General features: G+C 70.8%; 14 protein-coding genes. 13 read left to right on the top strand and 1 reads right to left on the bottom strand.

The annotated features are described in order from the left end of the window. The first annotated feature begins 1 nt into the window (after position 1). The 9 genes from RE421_RS16655 to RE421_RS16615 all read left to right on the top strand — a co-directional run bounded on the left by RE421_RS16655 (position 2) and on the right by RE421_RS16615 (position 8,182). Positions 2-307, top strand: a complete 306-nt coding sequence (locus RE421_RS16655; protein ID WP_309817928.1) for a hypothetical protein — start codon at positions 2-4, stop codon at positions 305-307. Between the two features lie 58 nt (positions 308-365). Continuing rightward, positions 366-962, top strand: a complete 597-nt coding sequence (locus RE421_RS16650) for a hypothetical protein (RefSeq protein WP_309817925.1) — start codon at positions 366-368, stop codon at positions 960-962. 89 nt (positions 963-1,051) lie between these two features. Next, positions 1,052-1,357 carry a hypothetical protein gene (locus RE421_RS16645; protein WP_137773530.1) on the top strand — a complete coding sequence of 102 codons (306 nt, stop codon included), beginning with the start codon at positions 1,052-1,054 and terminating at the stop codon, positions 1,355-1,357. Between the two features lie 34 nt (positions 1,358-1,391). Next, positions 1,392-2,423 (top strand): hypothetical protein, encoded by a 1,032-nt coding sequence (locus RE421_RS16640; protein WP_309817920.1) that lies wholly within the window; start codon positions 1,392-1,394, stop codon positions 2,421-2,423. 70 nt (positions 2,424-2,493) lie between these two features. Beyond that, entirely contained in the window at positions 2,494-4,083 is a 1,590-nt protein-coding gene (locus RE421_RS16635) for an SCO6880 family protein (RefSeq protein ID WP_309817916.1), read from the top strand. Continuing rightward, positions 4,083-5,615, top strand: coding sequence for a conjugal transfer protein TraC (locus tag RE421_RS16630; RefSeq protein ID WP_309817911.1), 1,533 nt, complete (start codon positions 4,083-4,085; stop codon positions 5,613-5,615). The genes RE421_RS16635 and RE421_RS16630 overlap by 1 nt, the downstream gene beginning before the upstream one ends. Next, the gene (locus RE421_RS16625; protein WP_309817908.1) at positions 5,612-7,477 is read left to right on the top strand and encodes a TraM recognition domain-containing protein; all 1,866 of its coding nucleotides are present in this window, start codon (positions 5,612-5,614) and stop codon (positions 7,475-7,477) included. The genes RE421_RS16630 and RE421_RS16625 overlap by 4 nt, the downstream gene beginning before the upstream one ends. A gap of 4 nt (positions 7,478-7,481) precedes the next feature. Further along, positions 7,482-7,874: a hypothetical protein gene (locus tag RE421_RS16620; protein ID WP_309817905.1), complete on the top strand. Its 393-nt coding sequence runs from the start codon at positions 7,482-7,484 to the stop codon at positions 7,872-7,874. Next, on the top strand, positions 7,871-8,182 hold the full coding sequence (locus RE421_RS16615) for a hypothetical protein (RefSeq protein ID WP_309817901.1): 312 nt from the start codon (positions 7,871-7,873) through the stop codon (positions 8,180-8,182). Before RE421_RS16620 ends, RE421_RS16615 begins: the two co-directional genes overlap by 4 nt. Before the next feature lie 26 nt (positions 8,183-8,208). Here the strand turns inward: RE421_RS16615 and RE421_RS16835 are convergent, their stop codons facing one another. Continuing rightward, positions 8,209-8,847: an HIRAN domain-containing protein gene (locus RE421_RS16835; protein WP_396134675.1), complete on the bottom strand. Its 639-nt coding sequence runs from the start codon at positions 8,845-8,847 to the stop codon at positions 8,209-8,211. A gap of 319 nt (positions 8,848-9,166) precedes the next feature. Between RE421_RS16835 and RE421_RS16610 the strand changes: the two genes are divergently transcribed. The 4 genes from RE421_RS16610 to RE421_RS16595 all read left to right on the top strand — a co-directional run bounded on the left by RE421_RS16610 (position 9,167) and on the right by RE421_RS16595 (position 17,992). Next, entirely contained in the window at positions 9,167-10,024 is an 858-nt protein-coding gene (locus RE421_RS16610) for a hypothetical protein (RefSeq protein ID WP_309817896.1), read from the top strand. A gap of 176 nt (positions 10,025-10,200) precedes the next feature. Then, positions 10,201-10,731, top strand: coding sequence for a single-stranded DNA-binding protein (locus tag RE421_RS16605; protein ID WP_309817893.1), 531 nt, complete (start codon positions 10,201-10,203; stop codon positions 10,729-10,731). Positions 10,732-10,898: 167 nt separating this feature from the next. After that, positions 10,899-11,438: a hypothetical protein gene (locus RE421_RS16600; RefSeq protein ID WP_309817890.1), complete on the top strand. Its 540-nt coding sequence runs from the start codon at positions 10,899-10,901 to the stop codon at positions 11,436-11,438. 62 nt (positions 11,439-11,500) lie between these two features. Continuing rightward, positions 11,501-17,992, top strand: coding sequence for a helicase-related protein (locus tag RE421_RS16595; RefSeq protein ID WP_309818069.1), 6,492 nt, complete (start codon positions 11,501-11,503; stop codon positions 17,990-17,992). The last annotated feature ends 87 nt before the right edge of the window (positions 17,993-18,079 follow it).

The raw sequence follows: 18,079 nt of genomic DNA, 5'->3' as shown, positions 1-18,079 counted from the left end.
GATGACCGTCCCGACCCCGCCCACCGACCCGGACCCGACCCCAGCAGGGCAGGCCACGGTCCTGCGCAGAGAATCCCGTCGCGAACGGCGGACCCGCCGCCGGGACCAGCGGCGGGACCGGCAGGCCCGGGCCCGTGCGGTGTGGGTCGCCACGACGATGGACGCCGGGCTGCCCGACCACCTCCAGGACCGGCTCCCCGGATGGGCCGCCACTCACCGCGGCCGGGTCCTGCTCGGGGCGGCCGCCGTGGTCGCCCTGCTGGCCTGGGCGCTGGTGTTCCTGGTCATCGCCGGGTCCCTGAACTGACACACACCACGACGGGGACAGGCGAACTGTCCTCGAGAACCCATTCAAGGAGGACATCATGCTCGACGGAATTGATCCCTGGGGACTGACCGGACCGGACGGACTGAACCAGGTCGCGGCCACGTTCCTGGGCGCGACCGTGGTCCTGCTGGGCGTCGGCGTCGCCGTCGGCGTCGTCCGGTGGGCCAGCGGCAAGGCCACCGGCAGCTCGGAGAATGCCCGCAAGGGCCTGCGCATGCTCAGCGCGGGCGTGCTGGGTGCTGCGGTGCTCGGCTCCATCGGCGGGGCCATCGAGTGGGGGTCCTCCCTGGGCACGGCCGGCCTGATGCCCGAGGCCGCCCGGCCCGGGCAGGTCGTGATCGACAAGAAGCCCCCGAAGACGACCTGCACCGCCCAGGCGGTGCGCGACTTCGACGACGAGGACCCGATGCTCACCCACGCCGAGCGGGTCGCCGTCGTGGACGAGGTCTCCGACGGCGCGCTGAAGGTCGGGGCCGGGGAGCAGGTCATGACCCTGAAGTGGTACCCCACCGGCACGGACTGCTCGGCCGAGAACACCGAGGCCGCCGCGGGCACCGAGGTCGAGCTGCGCGTCTACGACACCGCCGCGGTCGGCGGCTCCGACGAACAGGTCCGCAAGCACACCGTCAACTAACGGCCACCGAGAAACACCACAGGTTCCCGTGCCCGCAAGGGGCACGGGGGGATGAGCCCCGCGGGGGGCGGGATGAAGGGAAACCGATCATGAACGTACTGACTGCTGTGACGCTGGCCGGAGGCTACAACCCGGGGATCAGCCCGAACTTCAACGCCCCGTGGCTGCCCACGGTCCAAAGCGTGGGCGGGATGGTCGTGGCCACCGCGATCGTGGTGCTGGGCATCGTGGTCGTGGCCGGGCTGCTGATGTGGGTGGCCGGCAAGCTCGGCGCCGGAGGCCGGGCCCAGGAGACCGGGCTGAGCATCCTGCTGTGGGGCGTGGTGGCCGCGGCCGTCATCGGGTCCATCGGCGGGATCATCGCCTGGGCCACCGGCATCCCCCTGTTCGCCTGAGCGTGACCGACGAGGACGGCAGGAAGGCGGCGGCGTGAACCTACTGGAACCGATGCAGGCGTTCCTGCGCGACGGGATCCTGGGGTTCGCCACGGCGGCATGGGCCTTCATCCGGGACTCCTTCGCCGCCGGGTCGATGACCCCGGAATGGTGGATGAGCATCGTCGGGGGCACCGTCGTGGTGAGAATGGACGGCCAGGCCGCCACCACGATCGACCACCCCGGGATGCTCAACGTCATGGTGCTGGCGCTGATCCCCTTCCTGCTGATCTTCGTCGCCGTGCAGGTCATCTGGTCCCTGTTCCGGGGCTCCACCGCCGGGGTCATCCGGGCCCTGACCGTGGCGGTGGCCTCCGTGCCGGCGGTGTACGTGGTGGCCGGGCTGATGTTCGTGGTCCTGGGCGCGGTGGACCAGATGAGCCTGTGGATCCTGCAGGCCGGAGAACGCGGCGGCCAAGAGGCCGCCCTCGGCTCGATCCTGCACCTGTTCGGACTGACCTATGACCCGAACACCGGGCAGGTGCTCATGGACGAGAACTACGCCCAGTGGCAGATGGCCACCAACACCGAGAACCCCGGCATGGCGATCGTGCCGTTCGCGGTCGCGCTGTGCATCGCCGGGGCCTGCTTCCTGCTGATGCTGATGATGGTCTTCCGCCTGGCCGTGATCGTCCTGCTGACCGTGATGATGCCCGCCGCCGTGTTCTCCCTGAGCCTGGAACCGGCCAAGGCCGTGTTCTCCCGGTGGCTGTCCGTGGTGCTGGCCCTGATCCTGGCCAAACCGGCCGCCGCCCTGGTCGTGAAGGTCGGCATGGTGCTGGCCTCGATCGGCACCGACTGGATCCAGCTGGTCACCGGCGTGGGCCTGGTCGTGCTCGGCGCCGCCATGCCGGTACTGACGATCACCATGATCTCCTTCCTCACCGGCGGGGCCTCCGAGTCCATGGAACGCTCCGCCGTGGCCAGCGGGTCCCACGCCATGCGCCAGTCCACCGCCCTGGCCCGCGGCGGGGCACGCAAGGCCGGACGGCTCTCCCGCCCGGTGCAGTCCCTGGCCCGCCGATAACCACCCCCAGCACACCGCACCACACCGGCAGCAGACCGCAAGACAAGGACGCGAACAGATGGTCAATCAGATGCTCGAACCGCAGCTGGACTCCCCGTGGGACGGGGCACGGTTCGCCCGTGAACGCACCACCGGGGTCATGCTGGGCCTGAGCTGGTCCCAGGTGACCGCCCTCGGTGCCACCCTGGGCCTGATGCTGCTGATGGTGTTCACCGGCGGGTTCCCCCGCGGGTTCTTCACCGCCCTGGTGATCGGGGCGGCCGCCGCCGGGGTCATCGTGCCCCGGGTCGCCGGACGCCCGCTGATCGGCTGGGCCGGACTGTGGCTGCGCTACCTGCTGCGCGGGGCCCGCAACCAGCTGACCTTCGTCCGCCGGGAGGCCACCACCGTCGATGACGCCCCCGCCGTGCCGGCCGCCCCGGCCCTGTCCCCGGGGGACACCAGCGCCGTCCGGGACAAGGCCGGGCGGATCATCCCCGGGGCCGGAGCCCGGTTCCGGCTGCCCGGGGAAGCCAACGAGCTGCGCGTGTACACCCTGCCCACCGGGGCCGGATTCGTCTACGACCCCCGCCGCGGCGAGGGCATCGTGTGCGCGAAGATCAACACCTCCAAGGCCTTCACCCTGGAGTCCTTCGACGCCCAGGAGGACCGCACCGCGAACTGGCGCGAGGCCATCAGCGCCATCGCCCGGATGCCCGGGGTCGCCCGGGTCCAGCACGCGGACCAGACCACCCTGATCTCCGGGTCCAAGGTCATGGAGTTCTACCACCAGAAGGGCGTCGAGGCCGCCGCGGCCGGGAGGCCCGCCGGGGAGGACATCAACCCGTTCCTGCACGCCGCGTTCGTGGAACTGATGGCCGAGGCCCAGGACATGCCCGTGCACGAGACGTGGATGACGATCGTGCTCTCCAAGGACAAGGTCGCCAAGCGCATCAAGTCCCTCGGTGGGGGCCTGCCCGGATTCATGGAGGTCGCCAGCTCGGTGATGACCACCGTCGAGGGCACCCTGCCGGCCTCCGGGACCACCGTGCAGGCCTGGCACTCCCCCCGCTCGCTGGCCGCCCTGGTCCGCTCCGCGTTCGACCCGCAGGCCTCCGTGGTCATCTCCGAACGCTCCGGGGACTGGGTCGGGGTCGCCCCGGACTCCGCCGGACCGGTGGCCATGGAGGTCTTCACCGACCACGTGCGCACCGACGGGTACCTGCACCGCACCTACAAGGTCTCGGAGTTCCCCCAGTCCCAGGCCCGCCTCGGGTTCCTGGAACCGTTGGTCTTCGCCGGGGACTTCCGGCACACCGTCTCCGTGATCTGGGTCCCCCGCGACGCCCGCGGGGCGCTGAACCACCTGCAGCGGCGCAAGGCCGACTGGCGCACCACCACCCGGCTGCTGGACAAGCTGGACCGACCCCACACCCTGGAACACGACCGAGAACTCGAAGACATCACCCGGGAGGAGGCCGAACTCGTCGACGGGCACGCCCGGCTGGATCTGGCCGTGCTGGTCACCGTCACCGGGGCCGACGAGATGGAACTGGAGGCCAACTGCGCCGACCTGCTGGCCCGGGCCGTCAACGCCAGCTGCGAACTGCGCGTGGTCTACCTCGAGCAGGACACGGCCATGCTCGCCGGCGCCCTGCCCTTCGGAATGGTGGAGATGTGATGAACCTGCGAAACCTGAACAACCAGCACCGGCACCGGGTCGAGGTCTTCGACTTCTACGAGGCCAACCGGGCCGGACGGCGGGCCGCGATCACCTCCACCCGGCAGGTGATCAAGGACCTCAAGGCCGCCCAGCACCAGAGCACCCAAACCCCCACCGAGTTCCCCAAGCGGGCCTGGGGGCCCGGCGGGGAACGCCGCCCGAAGTCCCTGCACGGCACGGGAATGCTGCGCACGCGCGGGGTGCCGACCACCGCGCACACCGGGGCGACGGCCTACCCGTACGTGGCCGGGACCTCGCTGGGCGCCGACGGGCTGTACATCGGCCGGGACCTCAACGGTGGGGGCGCGTTCTGCTTCGACCCGTGGCAGCTCTACGAGCGCGGGGTGATCTCCGGGATGTCGATGATCCTGTTCGGGCAGGTCGGCATGGGCAAGTCCTCCCTGGCCAAGTCCCTGGCGGTGCGCCTGGTGCTGGCCGGGCGCAAGCTCTCCGTCGCCTCGGACCGCAAGGGCGAATGGACCCAGGTCGTCCGCGCCCTGGGCGGGTCCGTCATCCAGGTCGGGCCCGGCATGGGCACCCGGATCAACCCCCTGGACCCGGGCACCCGGCCGAACCTGAACGCCCAAGGCGAGCCCCTCACCGACGAGGGGTGGGCGCTGATGGTCCGCACCCGGCGGATGGCGATCCTGGTCACCCTGGCCAAGATCCTCACCAACCGGGAACTGTCCCCGGCCGAGCACCACGTGCTCTCCCTGGCCCTGGACACCGGCGTCGACGGTGCCACCCACCGGGCCGGCACCGTGGTCATCCCCGACGTCATCGCCGCCCTGGAGGCCGATAAGACCCACCCGGACCGGCTGGTGGCCGAGGCGTGCTCGGTGATGGCCATGACCCTGCACCGGATGACCACCGGGGACCTGGCCGGGATGTTCGACGGGGAAACCACCGCCCACTTCGCCGCCGACGCCCCGGCCACCTCCATCGACACCTCCGCCCTGCAGGGGGCCAGCCCGGAGGCCATCCGGGTGGTCAACGCCTGCTCCGGGGCCTGGACCGAGGCCATGGTCACCACTTCTGACGGCGGCCAGCGCCTGGTCGTCTACGAAGAGGGCTGGGACAACATCTCCTCCGAGGCCGACCTGCGCCGCATGGTCGAGGGCTGGAAACTGGCCCGGGCCTACGGCATCTTCAACGTGCTGATCCTGCACAAGGTCTCCGACCTGGACATGGCCGGAGACCGCGGCTCGAAGATGGCCGCCATGGCCAAGTCCCTACTGGCCGACGCCGACGTGAAGGTCATCTACCGCCAGGACGCCTCCGCCCTGCGCGTCACCACCGACGAACTCGAACTCTCCGACCGGGAACGATCCCTGCTCAAATACCTCGACGAAGGCGTCGGCCTATGGCGCCTGGGCGGGTCCAGCTTCCAGGTCAAGAACGACCTCGACCGGGTCGAACTGGGCCTGTTCAACACCGACCAACGCCTCACCACCACCACCGCCACCACCGCTCAGGGGGTGCGGGCATGACCGGGCACGACCGCCAGTCCACCACCGGCTCCGAGAACGCCCTGCCCCTGGCCCTGCTCGGGCTGATCGGCCTGTACGCCGCGTACGTGGCCGTGGGCGTGCTGACCAACCGGGCCGCCTGCGGGACCCTGACCCTGCCGGGAACCATCGTGGACCCCCTCGGGTTCCTCACCACCGGGGACGCGGCCGCCTTCGGCACCACCACCGGGTGCGCCGCCGACACGGGGCTGCTCATCGGGGTCTACGCCGCCCTGGCCGTGCTCGTGCTGGCCCTCGCCGGGGCCGGGGTGTACGCCTGGGGCCGGTACCGCCAGTCCGATACGGCGTTCCTCCGGTCCATCCGGTGGCGCGAGGGCATGGCCCGGGCCCCGGAGATCCGCCGCGCCGTCGGCACCGCCGCCGCCCGGCGCAAGACCCGCAAGGTCCGCCCGTCCCTCAAGCGCCCCCAGGCCGCCGACGGGGCCCTGCTGCTGGGCACCGCCGAAGGGTCGGCGGTGTGGAGCTCGCTGGAGGAATCCGTGGTGCTCATCGGCCCACCCCGCTCGGGCAAGGGCCTGCACCTACTCATCGGGGCCATCCTCGACGCCCCCGGCCCGGTCATCACCACCAGCTCCAGGGCCGACAACCTCGCCGCCACCGCCACCCTGCGCGCGGCCAAGGGCCCGGTGGCCCTGTTCGACCCGCAGGGCCTCACCGGACAGCCCACCACCCTGAAGTGGTCCCCCATCACCGGGTGCGAAATCCCCCGGGTCGCCAACCAGCGGGCCACCTCGCTGATCAGTTCGTCGGGGCTGGGGGCGTCCTCGACGAACGCGGAGTGGCAGGCCCCGGCGGTGACCATCATGGAATGCCTGCTGCACGCCGCCGCCCTGGGCGGGCGCACGGTGGATGACCTGATGCGCTGGGGCAACAACCCCGCCGAGGCCAAGGAAGCGGTCAAGATCCTGGCCGAACACCCGGCCGCAGCCTCGAACTGGAACCTGGTGCTGCAGGGCATCATCGACGGCGAACCCAAGCTGCTGCAGAACAAGTGGTTCGGCGTCGAGGGCGCGGTCAAGGGCCTGTCCGTGCCCGAGGTCCGCGAGGTCCTCAAGCCCACCAAGGTCGAGGAGACCCTGGACATCGACCGGTTCCTCAAAGAGAACGGGACCTTGTACATCGTGGGCACCAAGACCGGCGGGTCCTCGGCCGGGCCGTTCCTGATCGCCATGATGGACGCCATCACCGAACGCGCCCGCGAACTGGCCGCGAAGTCCCCGGGCAACCGGCTGGACGCCCCGCTGACGCTGGTGCTGGACGAGATCGCGAACATCGCCGGGGCCTGGCCGGGCCTGACCCAGCTGATGGCCGACGGCGGCGGGGTGGGCATCAGCGCCTTCGCCGTGTTCCAGTCCCTGGCCCAGGCCCGCAACGAATGGGGCGAGCAGCCCGCCACCGCCCTGTTCGACGCGGCCACCGTGAAGATCCAGCTCGGCGGGGCCTCCAACGTGGCCGACCTGGAGCTGTTCTCCCGGCTGGCCGGGCAGCGCCAGATCACCCGCACCTCCACCTCCCGGGGCAAGGACGCGCACTCGACCTCCGAGCAGCTGCACGACACCGAGGTGCTCTCGGTCGCCGAGCTGCGCCGCCTGCCCTTCGGGTGGGGGCTGCTGCTGAACCGCAACGGCCGGCCCATCCTCATGAAGATGACCCGGTGGGCCGACCGCAAGGACGGCAAGCAGATCGCCGCGGCCGCCACGGCGTACAACGCCGAGCTGGCCGCCGAGCTCACCGGCGGGGCCGAGACGCTGCCCTCCACCCCCACCGGCGCGGACACCGCCACCCCCGGCACCGGGCTGGCCACCTCCGTGCCGGTACGGTGAGCCCGTGGCCCGGCTGTCCCTGACCCGCACCGGCTCCGCCCACTACCGGGACTACCTGCGCTCGGCCGCCTGGGGGTTCCGTCGGGTGCGCTGGTTCCGCGACACCCGGGCGGCCGGGGCCGAACCGGCCTGCCCGGTCTGCGGGGTGACCCTCACCCAGGCCGGCACCCTGGACCTGCACCACCTGCACTACGACGGGGTCCACCGGGACCCGGCGACCGGGGCATGGAAGGCCCGGGAGAAGGACGAGGACCTGATGCCGCTGTGCCGGGCCCACCACGAACAACTCCACGCCAGCCTCGATGCCCGCAAGGAGTACCTTGGCTGGGACCGGCGCCGGGCCACCGTGCTCATCGTCGCCCGCATGATCCGCCGCCACCGAAAGAGGCCCGCATGAGCGCCAGCGCCCCCGTCCCCGGCTCCGCCGAGCCGCTGAACTGCGAACTGTGCCAGCGGGTCTCCGTGCTCCAGTTCCACGCCACCGGCAGTGACGTGCTCGACCGGGCCGAATGCCGCCGCACCGGCGGGGACGGAATGTGGCTGTGCTCGATCTGCGAGGAAGGCGTCCACCGGTGGATGGCCGAACACCCCGGAGAAGGCTCCGCGCAGGCCGCCGTGGACGAGATGGTCCAACGCCTGCTGAGCCTCATCGACGGCACGCCCCGGAAGTACCGGCGCCAGCGCCGCACCACCGACACCGCCTGACCACCAACGACGCTGGCCGCATCAAGTTAGCCGTCCGCGTCGCTCAATAACTTCACCATGCGGTCACCAGTCGTCAGAATCACGGCCGGCGGTCCGGACGTGGAGGAACCGGGCCGGTCACCGCGCATGAAATATGCCTCCACAACCTCTCCGGCGTCCATCCGTTTGGCCAGGCTTCGCGCTCGGCCTCGGTTCACGTATCCGACCTTCACCGCTTGGCCACTCCGATTCAGCGCCCAAATGGCGATGGCGTTCGGATCGTGTTCGTTGGATGGCTCTCGCACCAGCCGGGCCGGCAAACCCGGGGACGTGTCGGCCTGCGTAGCGGAGTAGAAGGCCACACCTCGGACTTTGAAACTGACCAACCCGTGCTTACTTAGCGTTCGGTTCCCCGGGGGCGCGTACTTGCCTGTCGGCGGATGGAAAAAGAATCCCTCCCTGATGGCCACATGGACGTTCCCCCTCTCGTCCGGGGCAAAAGCATCGGCGGCTTCATCGGCCGAGAAGTACGGACGTCCGGGTGGCTCGTCGGATGCTGGGTCGCCAGCCGGCCGAGGGTTTCTCCGCTCATCTACAAGCGCGTATGTGAGTTCGGAACCGGACAGTTGCTCGGGCACTCTATTACTTCCACCGAAGACAGACCTTAGCCATTCACTGATGCCCATCCTGGCCCTCTCCCGTTCCTGTGAGGGAGTGTCTGGCGAATGCCCTCACTGTGTCGTCCATCCCGATCCGGTTCCGTTGATGTCCGGAAGAGCCATGTGATCCTCCCCGGCCTAATAGGCCGCATTTTCTGAGCGATGGCGCGCTGACATGCAGCGATCCTACGAAAGTGGGTCGCAAGAGGCACTGGAGTATCTAACACGGGGCGGAACAGAAACTTCGCAGCCGATTGACATACACCCCAGCCCACCGCTGCGAACTGTCTAAGAGCGGGCCGCAGGCCCTGCTCGATTCGACTGAAGCAATGAGGAGGGTGACACGGTGAGTGGCAATCCGTGGGTCGACGACGAGGACGATGACACCTGGCTGCACCAGGCCCCCAGCCCCGGACCAACGTCCGGTGAGACACCGGGGTCCCCGCTGCCGTACCTGGACCCCGAGGTGGAGGCGGCCCTGGCCGCCGAGGGCCCGCCGGAGTGGTTGGGCACCCGGTGGCGGGAGATCGAGCCGGGCCAGCAGTGGGATGCGTGGAACGGGTTGCGCCGGTGGGTGGACTGGTTCGTCCGCGAGTACCGGCTGACCACCTCCGACGTCCCGCCGTGCTGGTACCGGCACCCGGACCTGACCGCCGAGCTGTACGCGGCGATGTGCATGGAATACAAGGTCTTCGAAGAACAGGCCCCCGGGCTGGCCCCGATGATGATGTGGCACCCGAACGTGGCCCAGCTGCGGTCCCGGCTCAAGGAGATGACGCACGAGGCCGGGTGCGTGCAGGCGGGTACGCACAAGGAGCCAGTGGCTTACTCGGGCACCGTGGGGGCCTACGAGCTGGACTACGACGAGGACGACTGGATCACCGCGGCCTCGACCATCCGCACGGAGAAGGTCATCGACCGCCCCAGCGCCGGGGTGAAGTACGTGCGTGCCCGCGCCGTGGACGCCGACGGAGCCGAGCACGGGGCCTCGGACCCGCTGGGCCTGCAGGCCCGGTCCGTGGCCGGGCTCGGGTCCGTGGCCCTGGCGTACACCTCCACCACCCCCGGCCAGGCCGGGGTCGCGGTCAACCTCGCCGGCGGCCCCGAGGGCCTGACCGTGGTGTGGGAGGAATCGGCCGACGGGACCGACTGGACCGAGATGGACCCCGGGGACGAGGACATCCAGGACCGGTCCCAGCCCTGAGCGCCCACCCGGACACCGGCAGGCACGGCCCGAGTGGATCACCCCGGTGATGTGTGTCAGGGCCGGTGGATCAGGGGCGGGGCGAACTGGGGGCAGGACGTCGGCACCGGGCCGGCGGCCGCTGAGGCACAGACGAGAATCAACGGCACCAGGAAAGCGAGCGGGTCATGGAGAGCGTGGGCAAGAAGACGGTGCAGGGCAACCTGACGGGTGATCCCCGGCCGGTGCGGACCAAGGCCGGGCAGGACCTGGTGGTGATGACGGTGGCGGAGAATCGCCGCCGGTTCAACGAGGACTCCCGGGCGTGGGAGGACACCGAGGCGAAGTTCTACGACGTGGCGATGGACCGGGCCCAGCTGTGCGAGAACGTGCTGGCCTCCCTGCACAAGGGCGACCGGGTGACGGTGACCGGGGACTACCGGGTCGGGGCGTATGCCACGAGCACCGGCCAGCCGGGGCTGAACCACCGGATCTGGGCCGAGGACGTGGCCGCCTCCATGCAGTTCAACCCGGTCGCGGTGCTGCCCCGGGACCGGGACCAGGACGGGGCGCACCGCACCGGCGCCCCGGAGCAGGCCGTCCAGACGGGCGCGGCGGCCGGGGTGGACCCTGCGCAGCTGACTCCGGAGGCCTACGCCGAGTGGGCCGCGGCCCAGCCGGTGGTGGTGCCGGGCGCCCACCGGGAGCCGGCCGGGTTCTCCCGGTGAGCTGAGCGTCCACCCATCCCCCTTGGCTCGACGGCCGGGAGCTTGACCGCTTCCCGGCCGTCGTGCAGTTATGTCAGACAGGAGCCCTAGCGTGGCGAAGCGAAGCAATCAGGTCACCGGTCAGATCTCGGTGTTCGACCTGTTGGCCGATTTGGAAGGAACCGAGAATGCAGGACCGGGCAGTGCAGGACGCGATGAGGCTGGAGGACTGGATGCGGGACGGGACGATGCCGGAGCCGATCGAGGACCCGCGGCAGGACACGACGAGCGAACTGCTGGGTTGGGAAGCCGACCGGTGGGAGAAGGATCCGACGGTGTGGCAGCACCCGCACGAGGTGACGCCGTTCGGGACGACGCTGGTGGAGGCCTTCGAGGCGGCGCACCCGGACGGGGAGGTGACGGTGATCGACCTGATGCTTCAACTGGACCAGTACCAGGGGGCGAGCCGCCAGTTCGAGGAGCATCTGATCGGGATCGTGCAGTCGCGGGCGATGCAGCTGGCCCCGGACCGGGTGGAGCCGGTTCAGGCCGAGGCCCTGCTGGGCCTGCCGAAGCGGGCGCAGCTGCGGGTGTTCGACCAGCTGAGCCTGCTGGCGGGGCAGGTGTTCGACTGGATGCGGGCCCAGGGGAAGGACCCGGTGCCGGGGGCGACCAGCCTGCCGCCGCTGGTGACCGAGGCCGACCGGGCGCAGGCCGCACAGGGCTGACCGGCACCCCGGTCGACTGGACCGGGGGCACCGGGCGCCCGGCCACCGCCAGCCGCCGGTTCTTGGCCAATGTCGCGGCTTTGCAGACGCTGGCCGAGCTCGAGGACGCCGGCCGGCACGCCACCGCCGCCGACCAGGACGAGTTGTCCCGGTGGTCCAGCTGGGGTGCACTGCCGGAGGTCTTCGACGACACCGCCGAGGCTTTCTCGGCCGAGGACCGTGCCCTGGTGCGCGAGCTGCTGGGCCCGGAGGGGTGGGAGCAGGCCAAGGCCACCACCCTGAACGCCCACTACACCGACCCGGCCCACGCCCAAGCGATCTGGGGCGCCCTGTCCCGGGCGGGGTTCGACGGGGGTCGGGTGTTGGAGCCGGGGTGCGGGTCCGGGGAGTTCATCGGCCAGGCCCCGGCCGGGGCGCGCATGGTCGGGGTGGAGTTGGATGCCACGACCGCGCGGATCGCCGCGCACCTGCACCCCTCCCACGAGGTCCACGCGGCCGGGTTCGAGCAGGTGCGTCTGGGTGAGGACAGTTTCCACGCGGTGGTCGGCAACGTCCCGTTCGGCGCGTTCCCGGTGGCCGATGCGAAGTACAACGGGCAGAACCTGTCGATCCACAACTACTTCATCGCCAAGTCCCTGCGCCTGACCGCTCCGGGCGGGTACGTGGCGGTGATGACCTCCACGTGGACGATGGACGCCCAGCGGGCCTCGGCCCGCCGGGAGTTCGCCCGGTACGCGGACCTGGTCGGCGCGGTGCGCCTGCCCAACGGGGCCATGCAGGACAGTGCCGGCACGGACGTGAAGACCGACGTGCTGATCTTCCGCCGCCGCGAGCCCGGGGCGAAGATCGACCAGGACGCCGTCGCCGCCTGGGTGGAACCGGCGGTCATCGAGGCCCCCGACCGGGACGGGGAAGTCCACCAGGTCCCGGCGTCACGGTACTTCCGGGATCACCCTCAGAACGTGCTCGGCACCCTGCGAGCAGCGACCGATCCGTGGGGCGGGATGTCCTACCGCGTGGACCCGCCCGCCGACGGTGAGCTCGACACCCTGCTGGCCGAACGGCTCGGTGCAGTAGTCGATGCCGCCAAGGACTCCGGGCTGGGCTACTCCCCCGACCCGTTGCCCGTGGAGCACCGTCCGGGGCTGCACTTCCCGCCGGTGGCCGAGGCCGCCGTCGGCCACGTCCGCTTCGACCCGGCCACCGGCGGCTTCGTCCGGTACGGGGCGCAACTGCAGTGGGAACCGGTCAAGGTGCCCCGCGCCCGGGGGGTGGAGGCCCGGGCCCTACTGGTGCTGCGCGACCAGGCGGTTCAGGTGATGCGCGCCCAGTCCGAGGGACGAGGCCCAGAGGCCGCCGAGGCCGCCCGGGAGAAGTTGCGCACGGGCTGGCAGCAGTACGTGGACGCCTATGGGCCGATCAACCGCTCCGAGGACATCTGGAAGACCCCGCGGCCCCAGGAGCAGGCGCAGAAGGTGCGCGAGCTGGAGGCGCAGTGGCGGGCCACCCTGCCCGAGGACGGGGAGATGGACCGCTCCGAGGTCCCGGTCCCCGATGAGCTGGCCGCCCAGTGGGCCGCCGAAGCGGCCGTGCCGGAGTTCAGTCACCGCCGCCAACCGCACCTGGAGTTCCTGTCCGGGGACCCGAAGCTGGGCCTGCTGCGCGCCTGCGAGGTGTTCGACGACCAAGAGCAGACCGCCGAACCGGCCGCCCTGCTGACCCGGGATGTCATCGAGTACCGGCCCCGGCCCGAGCGGGCCGAGTCCGTTCAGGACGCCATCGCAATCAGCCTGGACGAGACGCGCACCGTGGACGTGGACCGAGTGGCCGGGTTGCTGGGCGTGGACGCGGACGAGGCCGAGGCCCAGATGGCCGGGCACGTGTTCACCGACCCCGAATCCGGGGTGCTGGTGCCGCGGGTGACCTACCTGTCCGGGAACGTCCGGGCCAAGCTCGCCGCGGCCGAACAGGGGCTGGCCAATGGCGGGGACTTCGCGGTGAACGTGGCCGCCCTGGAGGCGGTGCTGCCGGCGGACGTGGACATCCGCGATGTGGTGGTCAACCCGGGCGTGCACTGGGTCCCGCAGGAGATCTACGAGGACTTCGTCCGGGATACCTTCGAGGTCGCCACCGAGGTGAAGTTCAATCCGGCCGTGGAGGCCTGGGAGGTCGCCTCCCCCAAGGGCGGGTTCTCGCCTAGCGTGCGGTACCAGTGGGGCACGAACAAGCGCACCCCGGCGGCGCTGCTGGCCGCGACCATGAACTACAAGGCGGTGGTGGTCCGGGAGAAGGACGCCGACGGCACCTACCGCAAGGACGAGGCCGCGACCACCGCGGCCCGCGAGAAGGTCGACGCGATTCGATCCCGTTTCAACGCCTGGGTTACCGAGGACCCGGCTCGCGCCGCCCGGTTGCAGGGGCTGTACAACGAGGCGTTCAACTCGATGGTCGCCCCGGACTACGACCAGATGGGCCAACGGCTGGAACTGCCCGGGTTGGAGGCGGACCGCAAACCGTATTCCTACCAGCGTTCCGCGGTGGCCCGGGCGGTGAACGAACCGGCCGTGTTGCTGGACCACGTGGTGGGGGCCGGCAAGACCGGCACCATGGTCATGGCCGCCATGGAACTGCGTCGGACCGGGATCGCCCACCGCCCCGCGATGGTGGTCCCGAACCACCTGGTCGAGCAGATCAACCGCGAGTTCGTGGAGTGGTACCCGGACGCCAACGTGCTGGCGGTGCCGACCGGGCTGACCCCGGCCCAGCGCCGGGACTGGATGGCGATGGCCGCGGCCGGGGACTGGGACGCGATCATCATGCCCCAGACGGTGTTCGAACGGGTCGAGATCGACCCGGCCAAACGTGCCGAGTGGCTGGCCGAGCAGTTGGCCGAGCTGGACGAGTTGATCACCGCCAGCGAGGGCGGCATGTCGGTCAAGCGGGTCGAGGCCGCCAAGAAACGGGTGCAGGCCGCCTACGACAAGGCCACCCGCATCACCGACCCGGGGATCACCTTCGAGGAGACCGGCATCGACTACCTGTTCGTGGACGAGGCCCACCACTACAAGAACCTCGCCCGCACCTCGGACCTGGGCGAGCTGGCCTGCCAAGGGTCGAACCGGGCCACCGACCTGGACTTCAAGCTCCGCGCGCTACGGGAGCGCAAGACCCTCTCGGCGCAGCGGGCCGGGGTCGCCACCAGCACGTACCTGCCGGCGGTGGCCACGTTCGCCACCGGCACCCCGGTGTCGAACAACATGTCGGAGATGTGGGTGATGCAGCACTACCTGCGCCCGGACCTGCTGCAGGCGGCGGCCGTGGAGTCGGTGACCGCGTGGGGCCAGCAGTTCACCAAGTCCCAGACGACGTTGAAGCCGAAGATGACCGGGGACGGGTTCGACCAGGTCACCAAGATCGGCCAGTACGTGAACATGCCCGAGCTGATGGGCCTGAACCGCACCTTCACCGACACCGTCCAACGCGACCAGCTGGAAGCGAAACTGCCGACCGTGCTGGGCGGGGACCGCATCCTGCTGCGCCGTGAACCCTCCGAGCAGGTCCGGGAGTACATCGACGAGCTCGCCGACCGCATTGAGAACCTGTCCGGCTTCCCCGAGCCCGGGGCGGACAACATGCTCAAGATCATGGGCGACGGGCGCAAGGTCGCCCTCGACGGCCGCCTCGTGGGCCTGGACCCGGACGAGGACGGGGGCCGGGCCGTGGCGGTGGCCGAGCAGGTCATGGAGGTCCACGAACGCACCCATGACCGCCAGTACACCACCGCCACCGGGGAGGTCTCCGAGGTGCGGGGCGGGCTGCAGATCATCTTCTGCGACCAGTCCACGCCCCGAGAAGACCAGTGGAACATCTACCACGAGCTGCGCGACCAGCTCACCGCCCGGGGCATGGCCGCGGAGAAGATCGCGTTCATCCACGACGCCGAGACCGACGAGGCCCGCCAGGAGATGTTCACCCAGGCCCGCCAGGGCCAGCTGTCGGTGATCATCGGGTCCACGGCGAAGATGGGCACCGGGACGAACATCCAGCGCCGGGCCATCGCCCTGCATCACGTGGACTGCCCATGGAGGCCGGCCGATCTGGAACAGCGCGAGGGCCGGGTCATCCGGCAGGGCAACCAGAACGCCCAGGTGGAGATCTACTCCTACGCCACCGAGAAGACCTTCGACGTGGCCAGCTGGGACATGATCGCCCGCAAGGCCCGCTTCATCAGCCAGATGAAACGCGGCGACCTGGCCGGCCGGGAGGTCGAGGACGCCGTGGCCGACCTGGAGTTCAGTGCCTCCAAGGCCGCCGCCGAACTCTCCGGGGACCCCCGCATCGAGCAGCTGGCCACCCTGCAGATGCGCATCGAACAGCTCACCAGCCTGGAGGCCTCCTGGCGGAACCAGCGCTCGGCCACCCGGGCCGAACTACGGATGAACCAGAACCGCGTCCAGCACCTGCAGGGCATGATCCCGAAGTTGGAGGCCGTCACCGAGTCGGTCACCTCCACCGAGGGGGATCGGTTCCGGTTCACCCGCCCCGACGGGGCCGGCACCGCCGACCGGATGGCCGCCGGGCAGGTGATCGCCGCGGCGCTGCGCCGTCAGGCCGCACGCACCGACCGGCCGGACTTCCTCGAGCCCACCGACCCCGAGCCGGTGGGCACCCTCGGCGGGGTGCGACTCGGCGTGGTCCGGTCGGGAAATACGGTGCAGCTGGTGCCGATGGGCCTGCCTTCGGTGCATAAGTCCTGGCCGGTGGCCAAGCTGCTCGGGGAGGACATGGGGCCGCGCTCGGCCGTGCAGTCCGCCGAGGCCTTCGTCGCCGGCCTGGGCGGGGAACTGTCTCGCCGCCGCACCGAACTGGAGAAGTTGCAGGAGTCGATTCCGGCGGTGGAGCAGGCCCTGACCCAACCCTTCGAGCACGCCGCCGAACTCGAGAACCTCAAGCGCGAGGCCGCCGACCTGGCCGAGGAGATGGCACCCACCACCGAGGGCGCCGACGAGACTCCCGTGGAGCTCTCCGGGCAGGACCTGGCCAAGCTCGGGAACCTGGAGCGCACCGACCACCGGGAGGGCGACGTGTGGAACGCCGGCCGGGCGTACTGGCGCGTCGGGATCCACACGGACGAGCGCAGCGGGCGTAAGCACGCGATGTGCTGGCCGGCGGAGGAGGACCGGCCGGCGGACCTGACCACGGCCACCCCGGCGTTCTCCGTGCTGCGCTCGGGCACGCTTATCGCCCGGATGTCCGACCAGCTCGTACCCCTGGAACGGGAGATGCTCGAGTTGGACACCACCCGTCACCAGCGGGTCGACCACCTCTGGCAGGTCCCGGCCCAGGCCCGGGTCCGGATCCAGGCCCGGGACGGGCAGATCGTGGAGGGCAACATCGACAACCGGCAGTCCCTGACCACGGACACCGGGGAACGGATCCGCATCAACGACCTGGACACCGGCCCGGGCATCATCCTCGTGGACGCCACCAGCCCGGAGCAGATCGCCGCCGAGCAGGCCGCCGCGGCCGCCAAGGCCCGCCAGCGCACCGCCCACGACTTCCTCCCCGGGGAGGTGCTCGGCGAGGACGTCGAGCACTTCGGCTACGCCGGGGACGTCGTCCGGCTGGAGCGGTACGGGTACGGCAGCTACCGGCCCGTGGCCGTCAGCCCCGACACCGGCCGCGCCCGAGAAGGCACGCCCTGGCGGGTCGAGTCCCGCGAATGGCAGACCACTCCCCCGACCCGGCTCACCGAGGCCGAACGCACCCAGCTATACGGGTCGCCCCGGTTCACCACACCCGTTCAGGACCTCCGCCCCGGGGACGTGGTCGTCGCCACCGACATCGACAACCACGCCCAGACCCGCGAACCGGTCACCATCACCGGCATCAGCGGGGACACCACCGTCAACCTGCGTTACCGCAACGAGCAGGTGACTGGGGAGGGCAAGAAGCGCGCCGAGAGTGAGGTCACCGTCCTGGACCGCACCCACGGGGCCCTCACCGGCCACGAACTGCTCACCCTCGCCCGCCCCGGCGCCGACCTGCCCCGGGTCGAGCTGCGGGAGCTGGCCGCCCAGGCCCCGGCCGGTGCCCACGTGCTGCTGGACGTGCCCACCCACGGCGAGGTGGCCGGGGGCCTGGTCCCCGGCCGGCTGACCGGGGTGGAGCAGGAACACCACAGCGGGGCGATGGGCCGGCGGATCACCGTGCACCAGCTCGTCGTCCAGACCTCCGACGGGGCCACCGTGAAGGTCCCGGCCCGGGCCGACGGGCACGCCACCCTTACCCAGACGCCGGTCACCCTGGCCGAGCTGCAGTTCGCCCCGGTCCCCGAGGCCACCGCCCACACCCCGGCGGTGTCCACGATCCCGGCCGGCACCACCGTCACCGGCGACGTCTACCAACGCGCCACCACCCCCTCCCCCGCCCCAGAGACACCGACAGGGCAGGAGACGGTCCCAGCTCGTGAAGCCGGGCTGGACCCAGCGCTGGCCTACCACCTGCAGGCCAGCGCGCCCCCCACGGCCGCGGCCTCCCGGGGCTTGGCATGAAGCCCGGCCGGACCAGGCCACTCTGGGCGTCCCTGGGATGTGTGAGGGTGGAGCGAAGGAACCGGAACGAGCCACGGGGGAACGGGC

The organism is Citricoccus sp. I39-566 (genome assembly GCF_031432995.1).
In the GTDB taxonomy this organism is placed as follows: Bacteria; Actinomycetota; Actinomycetes; order Actinomycetales; family Micrococcaceae; genus Citricoccus; species Citricoccus nitrophenolicus_A.
The sequence above is the reverse complement of the archived record's forward strand: the minus strand, read 5'-3'. Positions and strand labels throughout refer to the sequence as shown.

Coding starts and splice junctions, on each gene's coding strand:
- RE421_RS16600 (WP_309817890.1), top strand. CDS start 10,899: ATGCAGGACCGGGCAGTGCAGGACGCGATGAGGCTGGAGGACTGGATG.
- RE421_RS16630 (WP_309817911.1), top strand. CDS start 4,083: ATGAACCTGCGAAACCTGAACAACCAGCACCGGCACCGGGTCGAGGTC.
- RE421_RS16625 (WP_309817908.1), top strand. CDS start 5,612: ATGACCGGGCACGACCGCCAGTCCACCACCGGCTCCGAGAACGCCCTG.
- RE421_RS16835 (WP_396134675.1), bottom strand. CDS start 8,847: ATGGGCATCAGTGAATGGCTAAGGTCTGTCTTCGGTGGAAGTAATAGA.
- RE421_RS16655 (WP_309817928.1), top strand. CDS start 2: ATGACCGTCCCGACCCCGCCCACCGACCCGGACCCGACCCCAGCAGGG.
- RE421_RS16645 (WP_137773530.1), top strand. CDS start 1,052: ATGAACGTACTGACTGCTGTGACGCTGGCCGGAGGCTACAACCCGGGG.
- RE421_RS16635 (WP_309817916.1), top strand. CDS start 2,494: ATGCTCGAACCGCAGCTGGACTCCCCGTGGGACGGGGCACGGTTCGCC.
- RE421_RS16615 (WP_309817901.1), top strand. CDS start 7,871: ATGAGCGCCAGCGCCCCCGTCCCCGGCTCCGCCGAGCCGCTGAACTGC.
- RE421_RS16650 (WP_309817925.1), top strand. CDS start 366: ATGCTCGACGGAATTGATCCCTGGGGACTGACCGGACCGGACGGACTG.